16 protein-coding genes and 3 tRNA genes are annotated in these 16,668 nt (G+C 47.6%); 13 read left to right on the top strand and 6 right to left on the bottom strand.

Translation table 11 applies throughout. The features are described from left to right. Window positions 1–155 precede the first annotated feature (155 nt). From pabB to C3B51_RS17005, 3 genes are all read left to right on the top strand, one after another. Window positions 156–1,496 (top strand): aminodeoxychorismate synthase component I, encoded by a 1,341-nt coding sequence (gene pabB, locus C3B51_RS17015; protein ID WP_130245838.1) that lies wholly within the window; start codon window positions 156–158, stop codon window positions 1,494–1,496. Further along, a complete protein-coding gene (locus C3B51_RS17010; RefSeq protein ID WP_130245837.1) occupies window positions 1,493–2,050 on the top strand; it encodes a CoA pyrophosphatase in 558 nt (185 codons plus the stop codon). Before pabB ends, C3B51_RS17010 begins: the two co-directional genes overlap by 4 nt. A gap of 195 nt (window positions 2,051–2,245) precedes the next feature. Further along, window positions 2,246–3,622 carry an L-serine ammonia-lyase gene (locus C3B51_RS17005; protein ID WP_125718728.1) on the top strand — a complete coding sequence of 459 codons (1,377 nt, stop codon included), beginning with the start codon at window positions 2,246–2,248 and terminating at the stop codon, window positions 3,620–3,622. 61 nt (window positions 3,623–3,683) lie between these two features. Here the strand turns inward: C3B51_RS17005 and cysB are convergent, their stop codons facing one another. Then, the gene (cysB, locus tag C3B51_RS17000) at window positions 3,684–4,661 is read right to left on the bottom strand and encodes an HTH-type transcriptional regulator CysB (protein ID WP_130245836.1); all 978 of its coding nucleotides are present in this window, start codon (window positions 4,659–4,661) and stop codon (window positions 3,684–3,686) included. 279 nt (window positions 4,662–4,940) lie between these two features. On the opposite strand from cysB, the gene C3B51_RS16995 reads away from it, so the two are divergent. Then, entirely contained in the window at window positions 4,941–5,702 is a 762-nt protein-coding gene (locus C3B51_RS16995; RefSeq protein ID WP_130245835.1) for a hypothetical protein, read from the top strand. 6 nt (window positions 5,703–5,708) lie between these two features. Here C3B51_RS16995 and C3B51_RS16990 read toward each other — a convergent pair whose 3' ends face one another. After that, complete coding sequence (locus C3B51_RS16990) at window positions 5,709–6,998, bottom strand: NCS2 family permease (protein WP_046005981.1); 1,290 nt, start codon at window positions 6,996–6,998, stop codon at window positions 5,709–5,711. Between the two features lie 118 nt (window positions 6,999–7,116). Between C3B51_RS16990 and C3B51_RS16985 the strand changes: the two genes are divergently transcribed. The 3 genes from C3B51_RS16985 (at window position 7,117) to C3B51_RS16975 (ending at window position 8,597) form a co-directional block, all read left to right on the top strand. Then, window positions 7,117–7,563 (top strand): tetratricopeptide repeat protein, encoded by a 447-nt coding sequence (locus tag C3B51_RS16985; RefSeq protein ID WP_130245834.1) that lies wholly within the window; start codon window positions 7,117–7,119, stop codon window positions 7,561–7,563. 136 nt (window positions 7,564–7,699) lie between these two features. Continuing rightward, window positions 7,700–8,125 (top strand): SulA-like leucine-rich domain-containing protein, encoded by a 426-nt coding sequence (locus C3B51_RS16980; RefSeq protein WP_130245833.1) that lies wholly within the window; start codon window positions 7,700–7,702, stop codon window positions 8,123–8,125. A 16-nt stretch (window positions 8,126–8,141) separates the two neighbouring features. Continuing rightward, the gene (locus C3B51_RS16975) at window positions 8,142–8,597 is read left to right on the top strand and encodes a YchJ family protein (protein WP_240701918.1); all 456 of its coding nucleotides are present in this window, start codon (window positions 8,142–8,144) and stop codon (window positions 8,595–8,597) included. A gap of 265 nt (window positions 8,598–8,862) precedes the next feature. Here the strand turns inward: C3B51_RS16975 and C3B51_RS16970 are convergent, their stop codons facing one another. Beyond that, window positions 8,863–9,384, bottom strand: a complete 522-nt coding sequence (locus C3B51_RS16970; RefSeq protein ID WP_130245832.1) for a VC2046/SO_2500 family protein — start codon at window positions 9,382–9,384, stop codon at window positions 8,863–8,865. A gap of 112 nt (window positions 9,385–9,496) precedes the next feature. Here C3B51_RS16970 and C3B51_RS16965 point away from each other — a divergent pair. The 3 genes from C3B51_RS16965 (at window position 9,497) to C3B51_RS16955 (ending at window position 9,797) form a co-directional block, all read left to right on the top strand. Continuing rightward, a tRNA-Tyr gene (locus C3B51_RS16965) sits at window positions 9,497–9,581 on the top strand. A 23-nt stretch (window positions 9,582–9,604) separates the two neighbouring features. Beyond that, window positions 9,605–9,689 (top strand) — tRNA-Tyr (locus C3B51_RS16960). 23 nt (window positions 9,690–9,712) lie between these two features. Continuing rightward, window positions 9,713–9,797, top strand: a tRNA-Tyr gene (locus C3B51_RS16955). Window positions 9,798–9,834: 37 nt separating this feature from the next. Here C3B51_RS16955 and C3B51_RS16950 read toward each other — a convergent pair. After that, entirely contained in the window at window positions 9,835–10,512 is a 678-nt protein-coding gene (locus C3B51_RS16950) for a M48 family metallopeptidase (protein WP_130245831.1), read from the bottom strand. A 72-nt stretch (window positions 10,513–10,584) separates the two neighbouring features. Here C3B51_RS16950 and C3B51_RS16945 point away from each other — a divergent pair, with 72 nt between their 5' ends. Beyond that, window positions 10,585–11,565, top strand: a complete 981-nt coding sequence (locus tag C3B51_RS16945; RefSeq protein ID WP_125716474.1) for an ion channel — start codon at window positions 10,585–10,587, stop codon at window positions 11,563–11,565. Here C3B51_RS16945 and C3B51_RS16940 read toward each other — a convergent pair. Then, complete coding sequence (locus tag C3B51_RS16940) at window positions 11,562–12,209, bottom strand: HD domain-containing protein (RefSeq protein WP_125716473.1); 648 nt, start codon at window positions 12,207–12,209, stop codon at window positions 11,562–11,564. The two genes, C3B51_RS16945 and C3B51_RS16940, sit on opposite strands and share 4 nt — an antisense overlap. Window positions 12,210–12,292: 83 nt before the next feature. Here C3B51_RS16940 and C3B51_RS16935 point away from each other — a divergent pair, with 83 nt between their 5' ends. Further along, a complete protein-coding gene (locus C3B51_RS16935; RefSeq protein ID WP_125716472.1) occupies window positions 12,293–13,483 on the top strand; it encodes a class I SAM-dependent methyltransferase in 1,191 nt (396 codons plus the stop codon). Window positions 13,484–13,537: 54 nt separating this feature from the next. Here the strand turns inward: C3B51_RS16935 and C3B51_RS16930 are convergent, their stop codons facing one another. Next, complete coding sequence (locus C3B51_RS16930) at window positions 13,538–15,397, bottom strand: S8 family peptidase (RefSeq protein WP_125716471.1); 1,860 nt, start codon at window positions 15,395–15,397, stop codon at window positions 13,538–13,540. A 729-nt stretch (window positions 15,398–16,126) separates the two neighbouring features. Here C3B51_RS16930 and C3B51_RS16925 point away from each other — a divergent pair. Then, window positions 16,127–16,498: a VOC family protein gene (locus C3B51_RS16925; RefSeq protein WP_125716470.1), complete on the top strand. Its 372-nt coding sequence runs from the start codon at window positions 16,127–16,129 to the stop codon at window positions 16,496–16,498. The last annotated feature ends 170 nt before the right edge of the window (window positions 16,499–16,668 follow it).

The raw sequence follows: 16,668 nt of genomic DNA, 5'->3' as shown, positions 1-16,668 counted from the left end.
CTTGCCAGGCGTGAGTATCGCTATCACAGATTAGCGACTAAAGTCCTGTACTTATGTAATGCGACCAAGATGGGATACAATCAAACACGCTATGGATTCAATGACAATTATGATACCCTCCTCGCCCGTTTCGGGCTAGCATTCGGGTTCAGTTAATGATAAATCCAGGTAGTAACACCATTGAACTAGACATTTCTTTGTCAACCATTGAGGTATTCAACACCCTCGCCTCTCAGCCGCTGGCAATCTTGCTCGACTCCAGCGATGCCAGACACGAGAATAGCCGGTTTGATATCATGAGTATCAACCCCTTATGTGTACTCGAAGCCAGGGCGGGAAAATTCTATCTTGATGACAACCTCATTGAGCAAGACGGTTTCACCCTCATGCAAGAGAAATTGGCCGAACTGGATACCACCTCGCATACCGACGTACCCTTTTGTGGTGGCTGGCTCGGCTATTTTGGCTATGATCTCGGCAGATATATAGAGACTATGCCCCAAAGTGCAGCGCAAGACATTGCATTACCAGACATGATAGCCGGCCTTTATCCGGATGCACTGATCCACGATAACCTGCATAACCGCTGGTACTTTGTTACCCAGCCAGGCTATAACCGGCTCAGCACCTACCGCTCACTCATAGAAAAGCATCCTGCTACAAACGAATCGTTTACACTGACCAGCGACTGGCAGGCGAATATGACGCAGGCTGAATATGCCGACAAATTTGCCAAAATCCATGCCTATCTGAAAAGTGGCGACTGTTACCAGATAAACCTGGCGCAAAGATTTTGTGCACGCTATCATGGTTCACCCTGGCAGGCCTATAAAACCCTACGCGCCAACAACAGAGCGCCTTTTTCCGCGTTTATAAATCTGGGTGACGATGCCATTATCTCGGTATCACCCGAACGCTTTATTTCTGTACGTCAAGGCCAAATTGAAACCAAACCCATCAAAGGCACCTTACCCAGATTGGCAGACCCACAAGCAGATGCACAGCAGGCAGCGACCTTACAACGCAGCAGCAAAGATCGTGCAGAAAACGTGATGATTGTTGACCTTTTGCGCAACGACCTTGGCAAAGTCGCCAAGCCAGGCAGTGTGCAGGTACCAAAACTTTTTGAAATTGAGAGCTTCCCCGCTGTCCACCACCTGGTTAGTACGGTTACGGCTCAGCTGGCCGAGGGCAAAACCGCAGTCGATCAGCTCAAAGCAGCATTCCCCGGTGGATCCATCACCGGTGCGCCTAAGATCCGCGCAATGGAAATCATTGAAGAACTGGAGCCACACAGACGCAGCGCCTATTGCGGCTCGATTGGTTATCTCAGTGCCTGTGGGGCGATGGACACCTCGATCACGATCCGCACACTGGTATGCCATCAGCAAAAAATTTACTGCTGGGCCGGCGGAGGGATTGTCGCAGACTCTAACTGTGAGTTAGAGTATCAGGAGACATACCACAAGGTGAATAAGATACTGCCCATTCTATGAATCTACAACACGTGATCAGCCGCTTCAGTCTGGGTGGCTCAACCCTGACACCTGTATCGGGGCAAGGTCAGGAAAGTGCCGTTTTAGTGCCACTGCTTGAGGTGGATGGCGAGGCATCGATGTTGCTTTGCAAGCGCAGTGCTCAACTACGCAGCCACCCCAGTCAGCTGTGTTTTCCGGGTGGTAAAGTCGAATTGCAGGATGCCTCCGTGATCACCACCGCACTGCGCGAAAGCCAGGAAGAAATCGCCCTTGACCCACAGCAGGTTAACCCCGTTGGCGTATTGCCTTTGCACACCACATTAACAGGCTTTCGCATCACGCCTGTGCTGGCTGTTTTAGACCGCAATGCCAGCTGGGAAACGCAAAGTGATGAAGTAGAAAACGTGTTTACCCTGCCGCTGTCATTACTTGCACAACAACATGCCTGGCAACCTGTTCAGACCCAGTTACGCGGCAAAACCGTGACTTTCAATGGCTTGATGACTCAGTACGGTCTGCTCTGGGGCGCGACTGCTAAAATAGTCCAACAACTCCTCACCCGAGTGGCCTGACCAGTACATAAATATCGCCAAATAACACGCTAAATAAATGAGTTTGCGCACATAAAAGCATTTTTTACCGCAAACTACTAATCATGGCCTTTAGTTTAGCCAAAACTGTATACAATTTTGCTGTGAAATGGGTTACTTATGCAATAATTAACGTTATGATGTGCGCCCGTTCAGAGGCAATGTTGAGTAGAGTTTATGATTAGTGCATTTGATATGTTCAGTATTGGTATTGGGCCTTCATCTTCCCATACTGTCGGACCTATGCGTGCTTCGCGCCTGTTTGTAAAAGACCTGCAGGACAACAACATAATTGATCAAATCACATCAGTGAAAGTAGAGCTATTTGGCTCACTGGGCCAGACTGGCATCGGCCATGGCTCTGGTAAAGCAGTTATTCTGGGCCTGGCAGGATACGATCCCGAATCAGTAGATGCGGATCAAGTGCCCCAGATCCTGGACACCATTGAGCGTGAGCAAGTAATTTATCTGGACAAGACCCACAAGGTCGCTTTTCCCAAGCAAGGCGCCATTGTTTTTCATCGCCGTAAAACCCTACCGAAACACTCCAATGCAATGGAGCTTCAGGCATACGCAGGCAGTGAGTTAGTGCACAGCCAGGTCTATTACTCGATAGGTGGTGGCTTTATCGTCACAGATGAGCAGTTTGATGCAGAAAAACAAGCTGCGCTGGATATACGTGAACAAAACCCGGCCCCTTACCCTTTTGAAAATGCGCAGCAATTGCTGGAAATGTGTAAAGAGACAGGCCTGAGCGTATCTTCGCTGATGATGCACAATGAAAAAACACTGCGCAGTGAGCAGGAAATCAAGTCCGAGCTATTCCATATCTGGGAAGTAATGAAAGCCTGCACAGAACGTGGTATGCGCACCGAAGGCATTTTACCCGGGGGCTTAAAAGTAAAACGTCGTGCACCCAGTTTGTACTTAAAGCTCAATGTTGAGAACAGCAATGATCCGCTGCGAGCCATGGATTGGGTTGACCTGTTTGCACTGGCCGTGAATGAAGAAAATGCAGCAGGAGGGCGTGTCGTCACAGCGCCAACCAATGGTGCAGCCGGGATCCTGCCTGCGGTGCTTATGTATTACCATACATTCATCAAAGAAGTGGACGCTGAAATTGCCACGCGTTATCTGCTGACTGCCGCAGCGATTGGCATTCTTTATAAGAAGAACGCTTCTATTTCTGGTGCCGAAGTAGGCTGTCAGGGCGAGGTGGGAGTGGCTTGCTCTATGGCTGCTGGGGCGCTTACCGAGATCATGGGTGGTAACGTGGTCCATGTAGAAAATGCCGCTGAAATTGGCATGGAGCACAATCTGGGGCTGACGTGTGATCCCGTTGGCGGACTGGTGCAGGTGCCCTGCATTGAACGCAACGCTATGGGTGCGGTAAAAGCCATCAACGCTTCGCGCCTCGCTATGCGCGGCAGTGGTGAACAGAAAGTCTCTTTAGATAAGGTGATCAAAACCATGCTCGACACGGGCAATGACATGAAAACCAAATATAAAGAAACGGCACGTGGTGGACTGGCGGTTAATATTATCGAGTGTTAACTAGCCTGCAAGGGCAAACAACAAAAAAGCCGCAATTGCGGCTTTTTTGTTGTTTAATCAATCACTTGACGGGTAGCTCTGTATTTTCAAACAATGCATCAACGTCTTCCTGGTTGCGCATCAGGCTGGCCCGCTCGACCAGGTCTTTGGTCAGGTGAGGTGCAAAACGCTCAATAAAGTCATACATGTAGCCACGCAGGAAGCTACCCTTTCTGAACCCTATCTTAGTGGTACTGGCCTCAAACAAATGGCTGGCATCAATGCACACCAGATCCTTGTCTGTCACTTCATCTACGGCCATGGTTGCCAGCACACCCACACCCAGTCCTAACCGAACATAGGTTTTAATCACATCCGCATCGGTTGCTGTAAAAACAATATGCGGCGATAAGCCGTGCGCATTGAAAGCTTTATCCAGCTCTGAGCGCCCAGTGAAGCCGAATACGTAGGTGATCAAAGGATATTTTGCTACATCCTGCACTGTGATATTGCTGCCTTTTTTGGCCAGCGGGTGATCTTTTGTAACCACAATGCTGCGATTCCAGTGATAACAAGGCAGCATGATCAGGTCACCATACAAATGCAGCGCTTCAGTTGCGATGGCGAAGTCTGCATCGCCCCTGGCTGCGGCGTCTGAGATCTGCTGCGGTGTGCCCTGGTGCATGTGTAAAGACACTGCGGGATACTTTTGCATAAACCCCTGGATCACATTCGGCAAAGCATAACGCGCCTGCGTATGTGTGGTTGCAATGTTGAGTTTACCCTGATCAGGCAGTGTATGTTCATTGGCAACGGCTTTGATACCCTCAACCTTTGACAATATCTCCCGGGCAATATTGATTATTTCATTGCCGGCACTGGTAACATGCGTAAGATGTTTGCCACTGCGGCCAAAGATCTGTACACCAAGCTCGTCTTCCAGCATACGCACTTGCTTGGAAATTCCCGGTTGGGAGGTATACAAGCTTTCCGCGGTTGCAGACACATTGAGGTTGTGATTCAGAACTTCAACTATGTATTTCAGTTGTTGTAATTTCATAACTAAGCGTTTGTTTTAATTGTTATCTGGTGTACGACTAGGCCAGCTATCAGTTAGATACAGGCAAATAATGACTCAGCCTAGCACAATTATAGTCTATCCGATAGGACAATACTTTCCCCAGCCTATTAGAGCCAGCTTGCGGTCATTAAGCTATACTAAAAAATGATGGAATTTGCCGGATTTTCAAGTCTCTTGTTATTAACACTGTTCAATCCGCAATTATTTGATGTAATATAAAAAAACTATCAGCTGTATGATTTACGAAGAGATCCGGGTATGTTTATTACCGTTATAATTTTGTTGATTGTAGCACTCATTGTTATTGCTGTGTGGGTTAGTGCTATTCAACAGCACAGAGAAAAACAAGAAGCGGAACGCCGTAAAGAGCTAGCTAAACAAAAGCGGATCATCGAAGAAGCCGAAGATGTGATCCTCAACAGCAGTAATATTCCGATGTCGGGCGCAATGATCCGCATCATCCAACGCCGGGTCCATGATGCGCTGGTCTCCATGGTCGAGCTCTCGCCAACCTCTCGCGAGCTAAAAAGCCGCATGCACGAGTCCCAGGAGCGCCTAAACAGCGAACCTCAAAATGTTAACGAGTCCGACAAAGTCACCTTACCCGATAACGACAAGCAGCTTATCGCCCTGGTTCAGGGGATTAAAAAATTACGCCATCTGCTGCGTTCCGAGCACAGTAAAGGCAAAGTGGATACACAAGTGTTTGTGCAGGAAGACCGTAAAATGGAGCGGTTACAGCTCATGATTAACGTAGAGAGCCAAATTAAACGGGGCTTGTCCGCCAAAAGCGCCAATATGGTGGGCTCTGCACGTCAGTACTTCGAGAAAGCCTATGCGATTATATGTGGCGTCACTTATTCAGATGACTATGTCAATGAAAAGAAAAACCTGCTCGAAGGATATCTAAGCGAGATAAGCACTGAGCTTAAAGCGTCAAACGCCTCTTCGGTGAAAAAGAAAGCCGAGAAAGAAAAGGACGATCTCGACGTCCTTTTCGCTCCCAAGAAAAAGTGGTGATCAGCCTCAGCTGATCGCAAACTTTACAATAAACAATACAGTCAACACCCACACGCTGATTGAGATTTCCTCGCGTTTGTTACAGGCCAGTTTGACCGCCGTGTAAGAAATAAAACCAAGCGCAATACCGTGGGCAATCGAAAAGGTTAATGGTGTCATTAATAGCACAACACTCACCGGGATAGCATCACTCATATCATCCCAGTTGACCAGCTTGAGATTTTGCAACATCAGTACTGCCACATATAAAATGGCCCCAGCTGTGGCGTACGCAGGCACCATCTGCGCTAGCGGCGCAAAGAACATCATCAACAAAAAGCACACACCAACGACCACAGCGGTTAAACCTGTACGCCCTCCCACAGAAACGCCAGATACAGACTCTATATAAGAGGTCGTGGTAGACGTGCCAAGAAAAGAGCCCGCAATGGTCGCTGAGCTATCCGCAGACAGTGCTCTGCCAAGGCGTGGCATGCGCCCTTGCTGGTCTGCAATTCCAGCTTTTTGCGTAACCGCGACCAAAGTACCGCTGGTATCGAATAAATCAACAAACAAAAAGGCAAACACCACACTCAGCATCGAAATTTCTAGTGCGCTGGCAATATCCAGTTGGGCAAGAGTGGGGGCAATGCTTGGCGGTGCCGACACAATGCCTGCGTATTCAACTAACCCCAAAGCCCAGGCGAGTACAGTAACCAGCAAAATACTAACCAGCACCCCGCTTTTCATGTCACGATACATTAATGCCGCAATCACAAAAAAGCTCAGAATAGCGAGCAATGGCCCCGGACTGGTGATATCCCCCAGCTGGACAAACGTTGCAGGGCTGGCGACGATGATCTGTGCATTTTTTAGCGCGATCAGTGCAAGAAAGGCGCCGATCCCTGTGGCAATCGCTTGTTTAAGCACCAAGGGAATTGCCTGGATCACCCATTCCCTGACTTTAAAAATACTCAGCAATAAAAACAAGCAACCAGATAAGAAGACCGCACCCAGCGCGCTTTGCCAGGTATGACCCATTCCCAGCACGACACCGTAGGTAAAAAAGGCATTTAGTCCCATACCAGGCGCCAATGCCAGTGGATAGTTGGCCCAAAGGCCCATGATAAAACAGCCTATGGCAGCCGCTAAACAAGTCGCGACAAACGCAGCACCATGATCGATACCCGCTTCAGCCAACATGGCCGGGTTTACAAACACAATGTAAACCATAGTGACAAATGTCGTCAGACCGGCAATAAACTCGGTTTTGACTGTGCTCTGCTGTGCACGGAGCGAAAATAATTTTTCCAGCATGTCTTTGTATTTTATATAGAAACGAAAGTCGGATTTTATCACAAATCTCTGGTGTAATCGGACAAAATAGTTAAAAATCAACTACACTCTGATCTAGGTCGTATTAAGTGAAATCAGTATGAAAAAGAACCAATTAGCAGTTGCAAACGGCAATGACTTGGAACAACAGCTTCTCAATGTGCTGGAATTTGTTACCGCAACGCCTGACTCCGAAAACCGCTGGCCAACAGATACGGATAGCAAAGCCGCCTATAAAAAAGGGCTTTATTATCTGAAGAGTAAACAATATCCGCTTGCCGCTAAGTGGCTGCGCCTGGCTGCTATGTCGGGAGACAACAAAGCACAGTTTTACCTTGGCATGCTGTTTATTAAAGGCCAGGGTGTACCAAAGAGTGTATTTCATGGCATTGCCTGGCTATCGCTTGCGCAAAGCCAGGGTAACCAGGCTGCAACAGGCACATTGGAACAAGTGCGTACGCACCTGACGGCAAAACGCTTTATTGACGCCCAGTGTTATGCCGCAACCCTGTATGAGCAAATTCACCAAATGATGCATTTTAATTAGGACGCTGATAAATAATTAAACTAAGTGCAATCAAAGCACTAATAAAAAAGCACAAAAAATACGCGACAATTTACTTGCCAAATAGCACTGTATGAAATACTGTATAACCACTGTATAGAAAATCAGTGGTCTGCTCATGTTACATACTCAAGTGCAAAATATTTCTTCTCACAAAACTTGCTCAGCCGATAAACGCTATCAGCTGGTACATGCAGAAGATGACATAGTCAGCAGTTTAGAACTGCTTAAGATCCTGTACCGGTGCAACTCACTACACAGATGGACACTACTCATTGCACCAGACAATATTCCCAGCAAGGCACTACTGGATACCAGCTCAATTGACAGTAGTAAGTTGCTGGTGCTGCGCCAGAGACATTTGATAAACTTGGAGTATGTTATTAACAGCGCTTTATGCAAAGGCAACTTTGCAGCGGTGATCACCTGGACGGACATTGTATCTGAGCAACAGCTTGCCCGGTTTAAGCTGGTAGACAGCGATACTGAGTTATTTTGCTTTACTCGCACCTCCGGCCATGAAGCATCTGTCGTTGCGCATTAAGTTCAAATGAGAAATTATGTGTTATTGCGGTTCTGAAATTGAAGCACATGCGTGCTGCCTGCCTTTTATGGAAGGTCATAAACAACCTGAAAGTGCTGAGCAGCTAATGCGCTCACGGTATAGTGCTTATTGCCTCAAAGACACAAGGTATATACACGATACTTATGCACAGAGTAAACGTGCACAAAACAGTGAAGCCAGTATCAAAGCATTTGCCGAGCAGGTCACCTTTATCGGGTTAGAGGTCATTGAGTGCAGTGAGTCGCCCGATTATCACTTTGTAGAGTTTAAAGCGGCTTATCTGGATGGTGGTGTGTGCGTTACAATGCATGAGCGCTCCCGATTTATCAAAGAAGCTGGTTTGTGGCGTTATCTGGACGGCGAGCTTTACCCCTGCCCTGAGAAAAAAATCAGCAGGAATGATCCCTGTCCCTGCCAAAGTGGGAAGAAATTCAAAAAATGCCACGGCTAACCAGGTAAGCAAGGCGGATTAATGCAAGCTTTGGCCACTTCGTTTGTCCGGAGCTTAACACCTCGTACATTACCTTTTGCCTGGACTAATACAGGCGATTAACCTGGCTCAAGCGCCTCAGCCTGGGTCTTATTTTCAGGCTGGTGCCGTTTTTACGGCCGGCCTTCAAAGCGTTTCACTCATCGAACAGGCATAAGCTTGCGATGGAAAAGCGCCTTAAATTAATTACGGTGTCCTCTTAAATCCTGGTTATCTCGAACCTGAGTTATACAGCGACCTGCAACATAGATTGCATTTCACCACCAGCCAGCTGATCATAAAATCCTGCTGCATCTATGTCTTTATTACCTACCAGCATTTGAGGGTTTCTGGTTTTTTCTAGTTTTTGTCTCACTGCAGGTTCAAGATTATCCACGATATGCAGGGGGATATGCTTCTTATCGTTGCGTACCGCATAAGGCTCTGGCTGCAAACATTCTTTAAGACGCAGGCTGGCCAAGTCACCATCGCTAACCAAAAAGCCGTTATCCTGGCCTATCAACATATTGAACTGTTCGGGGGCAAGTGGCTTCTGTGGACCAAGCTGCAACGCCTTTTTTAGCGCAGCTTCAGATTTATCGGGCTCCTCTTGTGACGTATGAGGCAGGTCAAACTGGCTAAAATCCAGCGCATCCTGAGACAGCAAAGACAAAAGCAACGCAAAATCACCGCGTCTTGCTTCATGAACGCTGTGATTAAGTGCACTGCCCAGCTGAGCTTCTTTGCACAAAATGCCATCTATCTGCATGTAAAATCGCCACAATTTAGGAAATATGAAAATTTATCGGCATTTTTTCAATTTTCTTTAGGACATTTCTTTACTTCACTAAAAACTTTGATATTATCAGCGCCGTTGTTGAGGAGGGGTTCCCGAGCGGCCAAAGGGATCAGACTGTAAATCTGACGGCACTGCCTTCGCTGGTTCGAATCCAGCCCCCTCCACCACTTCACAATTTGTATTTCTCTTAGGAGGGGTTCCCGAGCGGCCAAAGGGATCAGACTGTAAATCTGACGGCACTGCCTTCGCTGGTTCGAATCCAGCCCCCTCCACCACTTTACAATTTGTTTTTCTCTGAGGAGGGGTTCCCGAGCGGCCAAAGGGATCAGACTGTAAATCTGACGGCACTGCCTTCGCTGGTTCGAATCCAGCCCCCTCCACCACTTTTCTTTTTTATTTCACTAATTACTCCCAAACCTACTACTTCTTTATCTGAAGCCTGACACCTTGCTGCCTTAAATAATCTTGTGCTTCGCGATAATCCGGATAATGCTGAGCAACAATTTGCCAAAAGGCCTGATTGTGTGCCATCACATGATAATGTGCCAGCTCGTGCACAACCACATAATCAATCACCCACTTAGGTGCCCCAACCAGCAGGCTATTTAGCGCCAGCGTGCCATTCGATGACAAACTCCCCCAGCGGCGTTTATATTCTCTGATCTTAAGTTCCTGATATTGGCTGCCCATCTGCCGCGAATACGCTGCCAGTACCGGTGTAACATAGTTGAGCAACGTCTGATTCAATAATTTCAACAGCGCCTTACGCGCGCCCTCTGAGCCGGGTTGCGCACGGGTTTTCAGCTCGACACATTGTGTCTCATGGTCAACATAAGAACGACTTTTCGAGCACTCAAACCTATACTGCTCACCAAATATCAGAATTTGCTGACTGTCGAAAGGCGCCTGGATCCGCTGTTGTTGGGCAGACACCGACTGTTTTTTGCTTTCAACCCACTGTGACTTACTTTTTAACCAGGCATCCAGCCAGTGCTTATCGATGCCATAAGGCGCGAAGACTTTAACGCCATCCGCTGTAACTTTAATCGCAACGCTCTGTCGGCGTTTACTAATGCTTAACTGATAATCGAATGACATAGATACAATTTTTTATTTACCCTGAAAAATTACTGCTACCCTTACTAATAAGAAGGATTAAACTGGCGCAATATGAACAACAAACCACTTTGCCAATATGAATCTCCCGATGGCCATCAATGCCAGGAAATAGACATGGGTTCTGGCTACTGCTTTTGGCATGATAGCAAATTTGACAAAAGCGGTCTGGAGTTAACACAAAAACTGGAGCGCTATGCCAAGCGAGGTGGCCTTCTACAGGGGTTGGAATTAAAACGGGCTAATCTTGAGGGCCTTAATCTGGTTAAGTTTGACCACCACGAAGGCTACGACCTGTCATACAGCAACTTTTATCGTGCCAACTTGCAAGGTGCTCACCTGTTCAACAATACCATCAAGCATGCATCGCTGATGAAGGCGGATTTACGTGACGCCAACCTGCACTGTTGCAAGCTTGAAAATACCAACCTGTTGGGTATGAAACTCGATAAAACCCGCATCGACAACCTCTACCTCGGTGATAAATTGTTGCAGGAAAAACAAGCCCATGAAGCCCTTAAACAACAAGACTTGGATGAAGCGAACGATCTGTTTTTACAATCCGAAGAAATCTACCGCTTGCTAAGAAAGGGGGCCGAACAGCAGGGTCTGTTTGAGATGGCCGGGAAATATACCTACAGCGAACTGCGCATGCGCCACGCGCAGTATCCCAAGTTTTCCAAGCGCCGCCTGGTATCCTCTTTTGTTGACATGTTATGTGGTTACGGCGAGAAACCCGAAAATGTCATCCGCTTCAGTTTAGGCATGATCATCGCCTGCGCTATCTGCTACTTCCTGTTCGGGATCAATTACAATGACGGGCTCATTCAGTTTTCCAGCCAGGCCTCCTGGTCGGACAATCTAAGCACTTTACTCAATTGCATTTATTTCAGTGTGGTCACCTTTACAACGCTTGGTTATGGCGACATAACGCCAACCGGCATCACCCGACTGGTGGCAACGGTTGAGGCATTTACCGGTAGCTTTTCGCTGGCGTTGTTCGTCGTTGTCTTTGTAAAACGTATGACGCGCTAGTCGCAGATCCCAATCTCTCTTCCCAGTTCGTGCAAAAACCCATGCATAAACTCAGTGCGCCGCTGAGCTTCTTGCTTTGCAGACTGAGTATGCATTTGCTCAGCGATTTTCAGCAACTTGATGTAGAAATGATCTAAAGTATATTTTTTGTCATCCGCTTCTCGGTTTTGACAAAATGGGTCATCAATATGATACATGTGTCTGGCAATGGCGCCGCCTACTTTCATACACCGGCTCACACCAATGGCGCCTAAGGCATCCATACGATCTGCATCCTGGACTACCTTGGCCTCCAGTGTATCAGGCGTCACATTGGCACTAAAGCTATGTGCTACAATGGCATGGTGCACGGCAGGCAGCTTATCTTTGGGATAATCCAGTGTCGATAAAAAGGCAACAGCCCTGTCCGCAGCCAGTTTAGAGGCTATGGGTCTGTCCGGATGGTTCTTCGCCACCGCTACACAATCGTGCAACCAGGCAGCAGGCAGCACAACCTCAAGATCGGCGCCTTCCGCGGCACACAATTGTTTGGCTGTTTTAACCACACGCAGGATGTGCGATAAATCATGGGCGGTGTCGGCAAACTCAGTGGTGAGCATAAAATCTCGGCATGCCGTTTCAAATTCCGTCATATTTATTGTCATTTATCCCTTAACCTTATGGTTCTGATTGTATGTTGTTAGTGGCTTCACTAAAATATCACCATTATCTACTGTAAGGAATTTATATGTCTTGCGCGCTGTATTTACAACCTGGCCGTGAAAAATCTTTAAAAAGAAAACACCCCTGGATCTTTTCTAAAGCAATAAAAAAAGTCAAAGGCAAACCTGCTCTTGGCGATACCGTGACCATTTATAGTCACGACGGTCAATACCTGGCCACAGCCGCATACAGCCCTGACTCTCAGATCCGGGCCCGGATCTGGAGCTTTGATCAATCTGAGCAAATCGATCAGTCGTTTTTCGAAAGAAAACTGTCACGAGCACTTGCCGCGCGCGAGCAAGTTATCGAAGAAGGTCAGTTAACCGGTTTCAGGCTCTGTGCTGCTGAATCGGATGGTCTGCCGGGCATTACCATAGATAAGTTTGACAACTATCTGGTCTGTCAGTTGCTTAGCGCAGGTGCAGAGCGTCACAAAGGTGAAATCGTACAAGCGCTCAGAAGCCTGTTCCCCGAGTGCAATATTTACGAGCGCTCTGACGTTGATGTGCGTAAAAAAGAAGGGCTGGAGAAAACCACAGGCGTGTTGTGGGGAGACGAGCCAGAGGCGCCCGTTGTGATCATGGAAAACGGCTTGAAAATTGAAGTCGATATCAAGTCCGGTCACAAAACCGGCTTCTACCTGGACCAAAGAGACAGTCGTGCAGCACTGGAGCGCTTCTCTAAAGGCAAATCGGTACTAAACTGTTTCTGCTACACAGGTACATTTGGTCTGTATGCGCTTCGTGGCGAGTGTGACGAAGTCATCAATGTCGATGTCTCACAGCCGGCGCTGGATACTGCCAAGCGTAATGTAGAACACAATGAACTAGACCTGTCTCGTGCCCAGTTTGTTAAGCAGGATGTGTTTAAACTGCTCAGACAATACCGTGAGGAAGGCCGCCAGTTTGACACAATTGTGATGGATCCTCCTAAATTTGCCGAGAGTAAAGCCCAGCTCAACGGCGCCTGCCGTGGCTATAAAGACATCAATATGCTGGCCATGCAGTTGCTTAAACCGGGCGGCACACTATTGACCTTCTCGTGCTCTGGCCTGATGGAGCAAAACCTGTTCCAAAAAGTGGTCGCCGATGCGGCGCTGGATGCCGGCAAGGATCTGTTAATTATGGAACGCCTGAATCAGGCGGCTGATCACCCTATCGCGGGCTGTTACCCGGAAGGATTTTACCTTAAAGGCCTGATCTGCAAAGTGTATTAGTAACTAACAAAAAGGCCGGTTTATACCGGCCTTTGTCGTTTACTCAATGAGTATTTAGAAGCTGCCTTGCAGAGTAAGGCCTGAGTAGCTGCTATAGCCACGAATCATGATGTGGTAAGTACCGCCATCTGTACCTGAACTCAAACTGCAACTTTCGTTATTACCTGAGCGGAAAGGACGACAATCGTAAGTGTTGGTTGTTGGCTGAGTACCCTTACGTACATATAGGTCTGCATCACCTGAACCACCGGAAATGCTGACATTTAGCGTCACATTGGCCGGAACTTCGATGGTATAACGCGTATCTGTGTTCAAACCACCTGACAAACCTGTTACCGGCACGCCATTTTCAAGACAATTGGGGCCACAGCCTGATGAATCACCGAATGTGCCTGTCAGCGTAGCGCCTGAATACTGGCTGTAGCCATGCAGCATAACATACCAGTCACCGGCAGCCGGGTTTGAGAATTCACAAGACTCATTGTTACCGTTTTTGTAAGGGCGACATGCATAGCTGCTTTGAGTAGGCTGTGAACCTTGTTGTACATACAGGTCGGCATCACCTGAGCCACCCGCCAGCGTGAAGGAAACAGACGCAGCTCCGGCAGGCACTGCCAGCTTGTAGAAAGTCTCAGAGCCAGTCGCACCAGACGCTGTTACACCAACACCCGAAGTAAGCTCAGTTGGGCCCGGCGGAGGTGGTGGAGGTGGCGCATCACCTTCAAGCGTATAAAGTAGTTCATTCGGTGAGCTTGCTTTGGCATCAGACACCGCACCTTTGGTACTTCTGCTGCTCAGCAGTGAATCAATCTGCGCTGGCGTCAGCGTAGGATCCTGGTCAAGATACAAGGCAACCGCACCAGCAACATGAGGCGCTGCCATTGACGTACCACTGATGGTATTCGTCGCGCTGTCTGAGTTATACCAGGCTGACTTGATGCTTGAACCTGGCGCATAGATATCCAGACAAGAACCATAGTTAGAGAAGCTGGAGCGACCATCACTGCTTGTTGTTGAACCGACAGTGATTGCGTCCGCTGCGCGAGCTGGCGAGTAGTTACACGCGTCGCTGTTGTCATTACCGGCAGCCACAACGAAAGTAACACCAGAAGCAACAGCCGCATTAACAGCATCATCAACTGCCTGAGATACGCCGCCACCCAAACTCATGTTAGCAACAGACGGACCTGACGCATTATTCTTAACCCAGTCAATCCCTGAAATCACACCAGAGTAAGACCCTGAACCATTACAGCCCAATACGCGCACGCCGACAACATTAACATTTTTTGCAACACCGTACTCTGAGCCACCGATAGTACCGGCAACGTGTGTACCGTGACCGTTACAGTCAGACGAGTCAGCATCGTTGTCAACAAAGTCATAACCATGGCTTGCGCGATTGCCAAATTCACTGTGCGAAATACGTACACCAGTGTCGATAACGTAAGCAGTAACGCCTGAACCGTCAAAGTCATAGTGGTAGTTTGAATTTAGAGGCAATGCGCGCTGATCAACCCGGTCCAGACCCCAAATCGCATTGCTCTGATCGCCAGAGGCCTGCGGGGTAACTGTGACAATCTGATCTTGCTCGATGTAAGCAATGTTTGGATCTTTCAGCATTGCTTTAACATCGCCTTCCGATGCATCGACAACAACACCGTTTAGCGCACCGTTAAAGCGCTTCGCAACATTGATATTATAAGCGTTGCTGAGTGCCTGTGCCTGTGTGCTTGCATAGTCAGAGATAGCCATAGCGCTTTGTGTATTAAGCACAGTTGGCGTTTTAAACACGACAATATACTTGCCTGGAATGGCTTTGCCTTGCTCTGCAGTCAACAACTCGGCCTGAGCCATAGACTGTCCAGACAGGCCTGCCAGAATGGCAAAAGCCAGTGTGTTTAGTTTACGCATACTTGTTCCTTTTTTGTTGTTTGGTTAATTTCCAATCAAAATGTAGCGCATATGAAAAAAAAATAAACAACAAATTAGAACATTTATTTAACTATGTTTACATTTTTTGTAAATCTAAATTTACATTAGTTTTTTTCACTTTCATGAATTATCCATTAGCCTATTGAATTTTAAAATTTAATTTTTTCAGCCCCTTTATTACCTTTAACGGGTAAGGAGGAAATTAATTTTGTTCATACAACCAGGTCCAAGCGCAATTGACACGACTGATCAGGTTTGGCTTTGACAGAAGCAGGAGCAAATTACAGCTCCTCATCACTATGTGACCATGTACGTGGAAACTAGTTACCAGATAACCCGCATTAACTTACAGCTGAGCTGAATGGAAAATAGTAAGGGACACCCACCGCAAGCAACGCTATTGCAAAGACAACGGGATCAACGGGCTGCAAATACGGGCCTTGCTCTGCAATCAACCGTACCCAAAAAAACACTTGTGAACAGAGTCAATGGTCGCTCTAATGAGCTTAATGATCACAGAGTACGACACCCGGTTTTTGGGCTTGTTAATCCGGCCTGACTCACAAACGTAATATGGTTGATACACCATGCTCTGAACGAGTTAATAACCCAATGCCGTAGGCGAGCACAAACTTCCTGACTTCTGAAGGCAAGATGACACGCTCGTGCCATACTCAACAAAACACCTAAACGAGGCGACAACCTAAAATGCACCTTAACAACCCAGTTAGATATTTTGAAATCCCGGTGGCTGACTTAGAGCGTGCCGCCGCCTTTTATCATTCTCTATTTGGCTTCGAATTTGAGCACGCAGTGATAGATGGTCACGATATGGCGCTCTTCCCTTCACATGATAATGCGGCGGGGATCACCGGTGCGCTGGTGAAAGGAGACAGCTATGTGCCATCTAAAGCTGGTGCAAGGCTGTATTTTCATACTGAAGACATAGACGCCACATTACTCAAAGTTTTGTCATTGGGTGGAAAAGTCCTGTATCCAAAAACATCAATTGGCGGGTTTGGCTGGGTTGCTGAGTTTGAAGACTCAGAAGGAAACTGCATCGCCCTGCATGAAGAATAGGTGCGCCATTACACTCTTTCGCAACGCACTTTTAATGACAACCCATGTCATGAGAGTTTAGCCAGAATGCAGATCAGGCAGACATCATGCCAGATTCAATGATAACCTGTACCCAACCTTGCACTCACGGCAACCCATATCCACTAACCCATTGCAAGGCCAGATTATCA

It is taken from the genome of Pseudoalteromonas rubra, assembly GCF_004212645.1.
Classification (GTDB): domain Bacteria; phylum Pseudomonadota; class Gammaproteobacteria; order Enterobacterales; family Alteromonadaceae; genus Pseudoalteromonas; species Pseudoalteromonas rubra_G.
The sequence above is the reverse complement of the archived record's forward strand: the minus strand, read 5'-3'. Positions and strand labels throughout refer to the sequence as shown.

Excerpts from the sequence above, each read along its gene's own strand:
- C3B51_RS16925 (WP_125716470.1), top strand. The coding sequence starts at position 16,127 with ATGCACCTTAACAACCCAGTTAGATATTTTGAAATCCCGGTGGCTGAC.
- cysB (WP_130245836.1), bottom strand. The coding sequence starts at position 4,661 with ATGAAATTACAACAACTGAAATACATAGTTGAAGTTCTGAATCACAAC.
- C3B51_RS16985 (WP_130245834.1), top strand. The coding sequence starts at position 7,117 with ATGAAAAAGAACCAATTAGCAGTTGCAAACGGCAATGACTTGGAACAA.
- C3B51_RS16970 (WP_130245832.1), bottom strand. The coding sequence starts at position 9,384 with ATGCAGATAGATGGCATTTTGTGCAAAGAAGCTCAGCTGGGCAGTGCA.
- C3B51_RS16995 (WP_130245835.1), top strand. The coding sequence starts at position 4,941 with ATGTTTATTACCGTTATAATTTTGTTGATTGTAGCACTCATTGTTATT.
- C3B51_RS17010 (WP_130245837.1), top strand. The coding sequence starts at position 1,493 with ATGAATCTACAACACGTGATCAGCCGCTTCAGTCTGGGTGGCTCAACC.
- C3B51_RS16935 (WP_125716472.1), top strand. The coding sequence starts at position 12,293 with ATGTCTTGCGCGCTGTATTTACAACCTGGCCGTGAAAAATCTTTAAAA.
- C3B51_RS16945 (WP_125716474.1), top strand. The coding sequence starts at position 10,585 with ATGAACAACAAACCACTTTGCCAATATGAATCTCCCGATGGCCATCAA.
- C3B51_RS17005 (WP_125718728.1), top strand. The coding sequence starts at position 2,246 with ATGATTAGTGCATTTGATATGTTCAGTATTGGTATTGGGCCTTCATCT.
- pabB (WP_130245838.1), top strand. The coding sequence starts at position 156 with ATGATAAATCCAGGTAGTAACACCATTGAACTAGACATTTCTTTGTCA.
- C3B51_RS16975 (WP_240701918.1), top strand. The coding sequence starts at position 8,142 with ATGTGTTATTGCGGTTCTGAAATTGAAGCACATGCGTGCTGCCTGCCT.
- C3B51_RS16980 (WP_130245833.1), top strand. The coding sequence starts at position 7,700 with ATGTTACATACTCAAGTGCAAAATATTTCTTCTCACAAAACTTGCTCA.
- C3B51_RS16990 (WP_046005981.1), bottom strand. The coding sequence starts at position 6,998 with ATGCTGGAAAAATTATTTTCGCTCCGTGCACAGCAGAGCACAGTCAAA.
- C3B51_RS16940 (WP_125716473.1), bottom strand. The coding sequence starts at position 12,209 with ATGACAATAAATATGACGGAATTTGAAACGGCATGCCGAGATTTTATG.
- C3B51_RS16930 (WP_125716471.1), bottom strand. The coding sequence starts at position 15,397 with ATGCGTAAACTAAACACACTGGCTTTTGCCATTCTGGCAGGCCTGTCT.
- C3B51_RS16950 (WP_130245831.1), bottom strand. The coding sequence starts at position 10,512 with ATGTCATTCGATTATCAGTTAAGCATTAGTAAACGCCGACAGAGCGTT.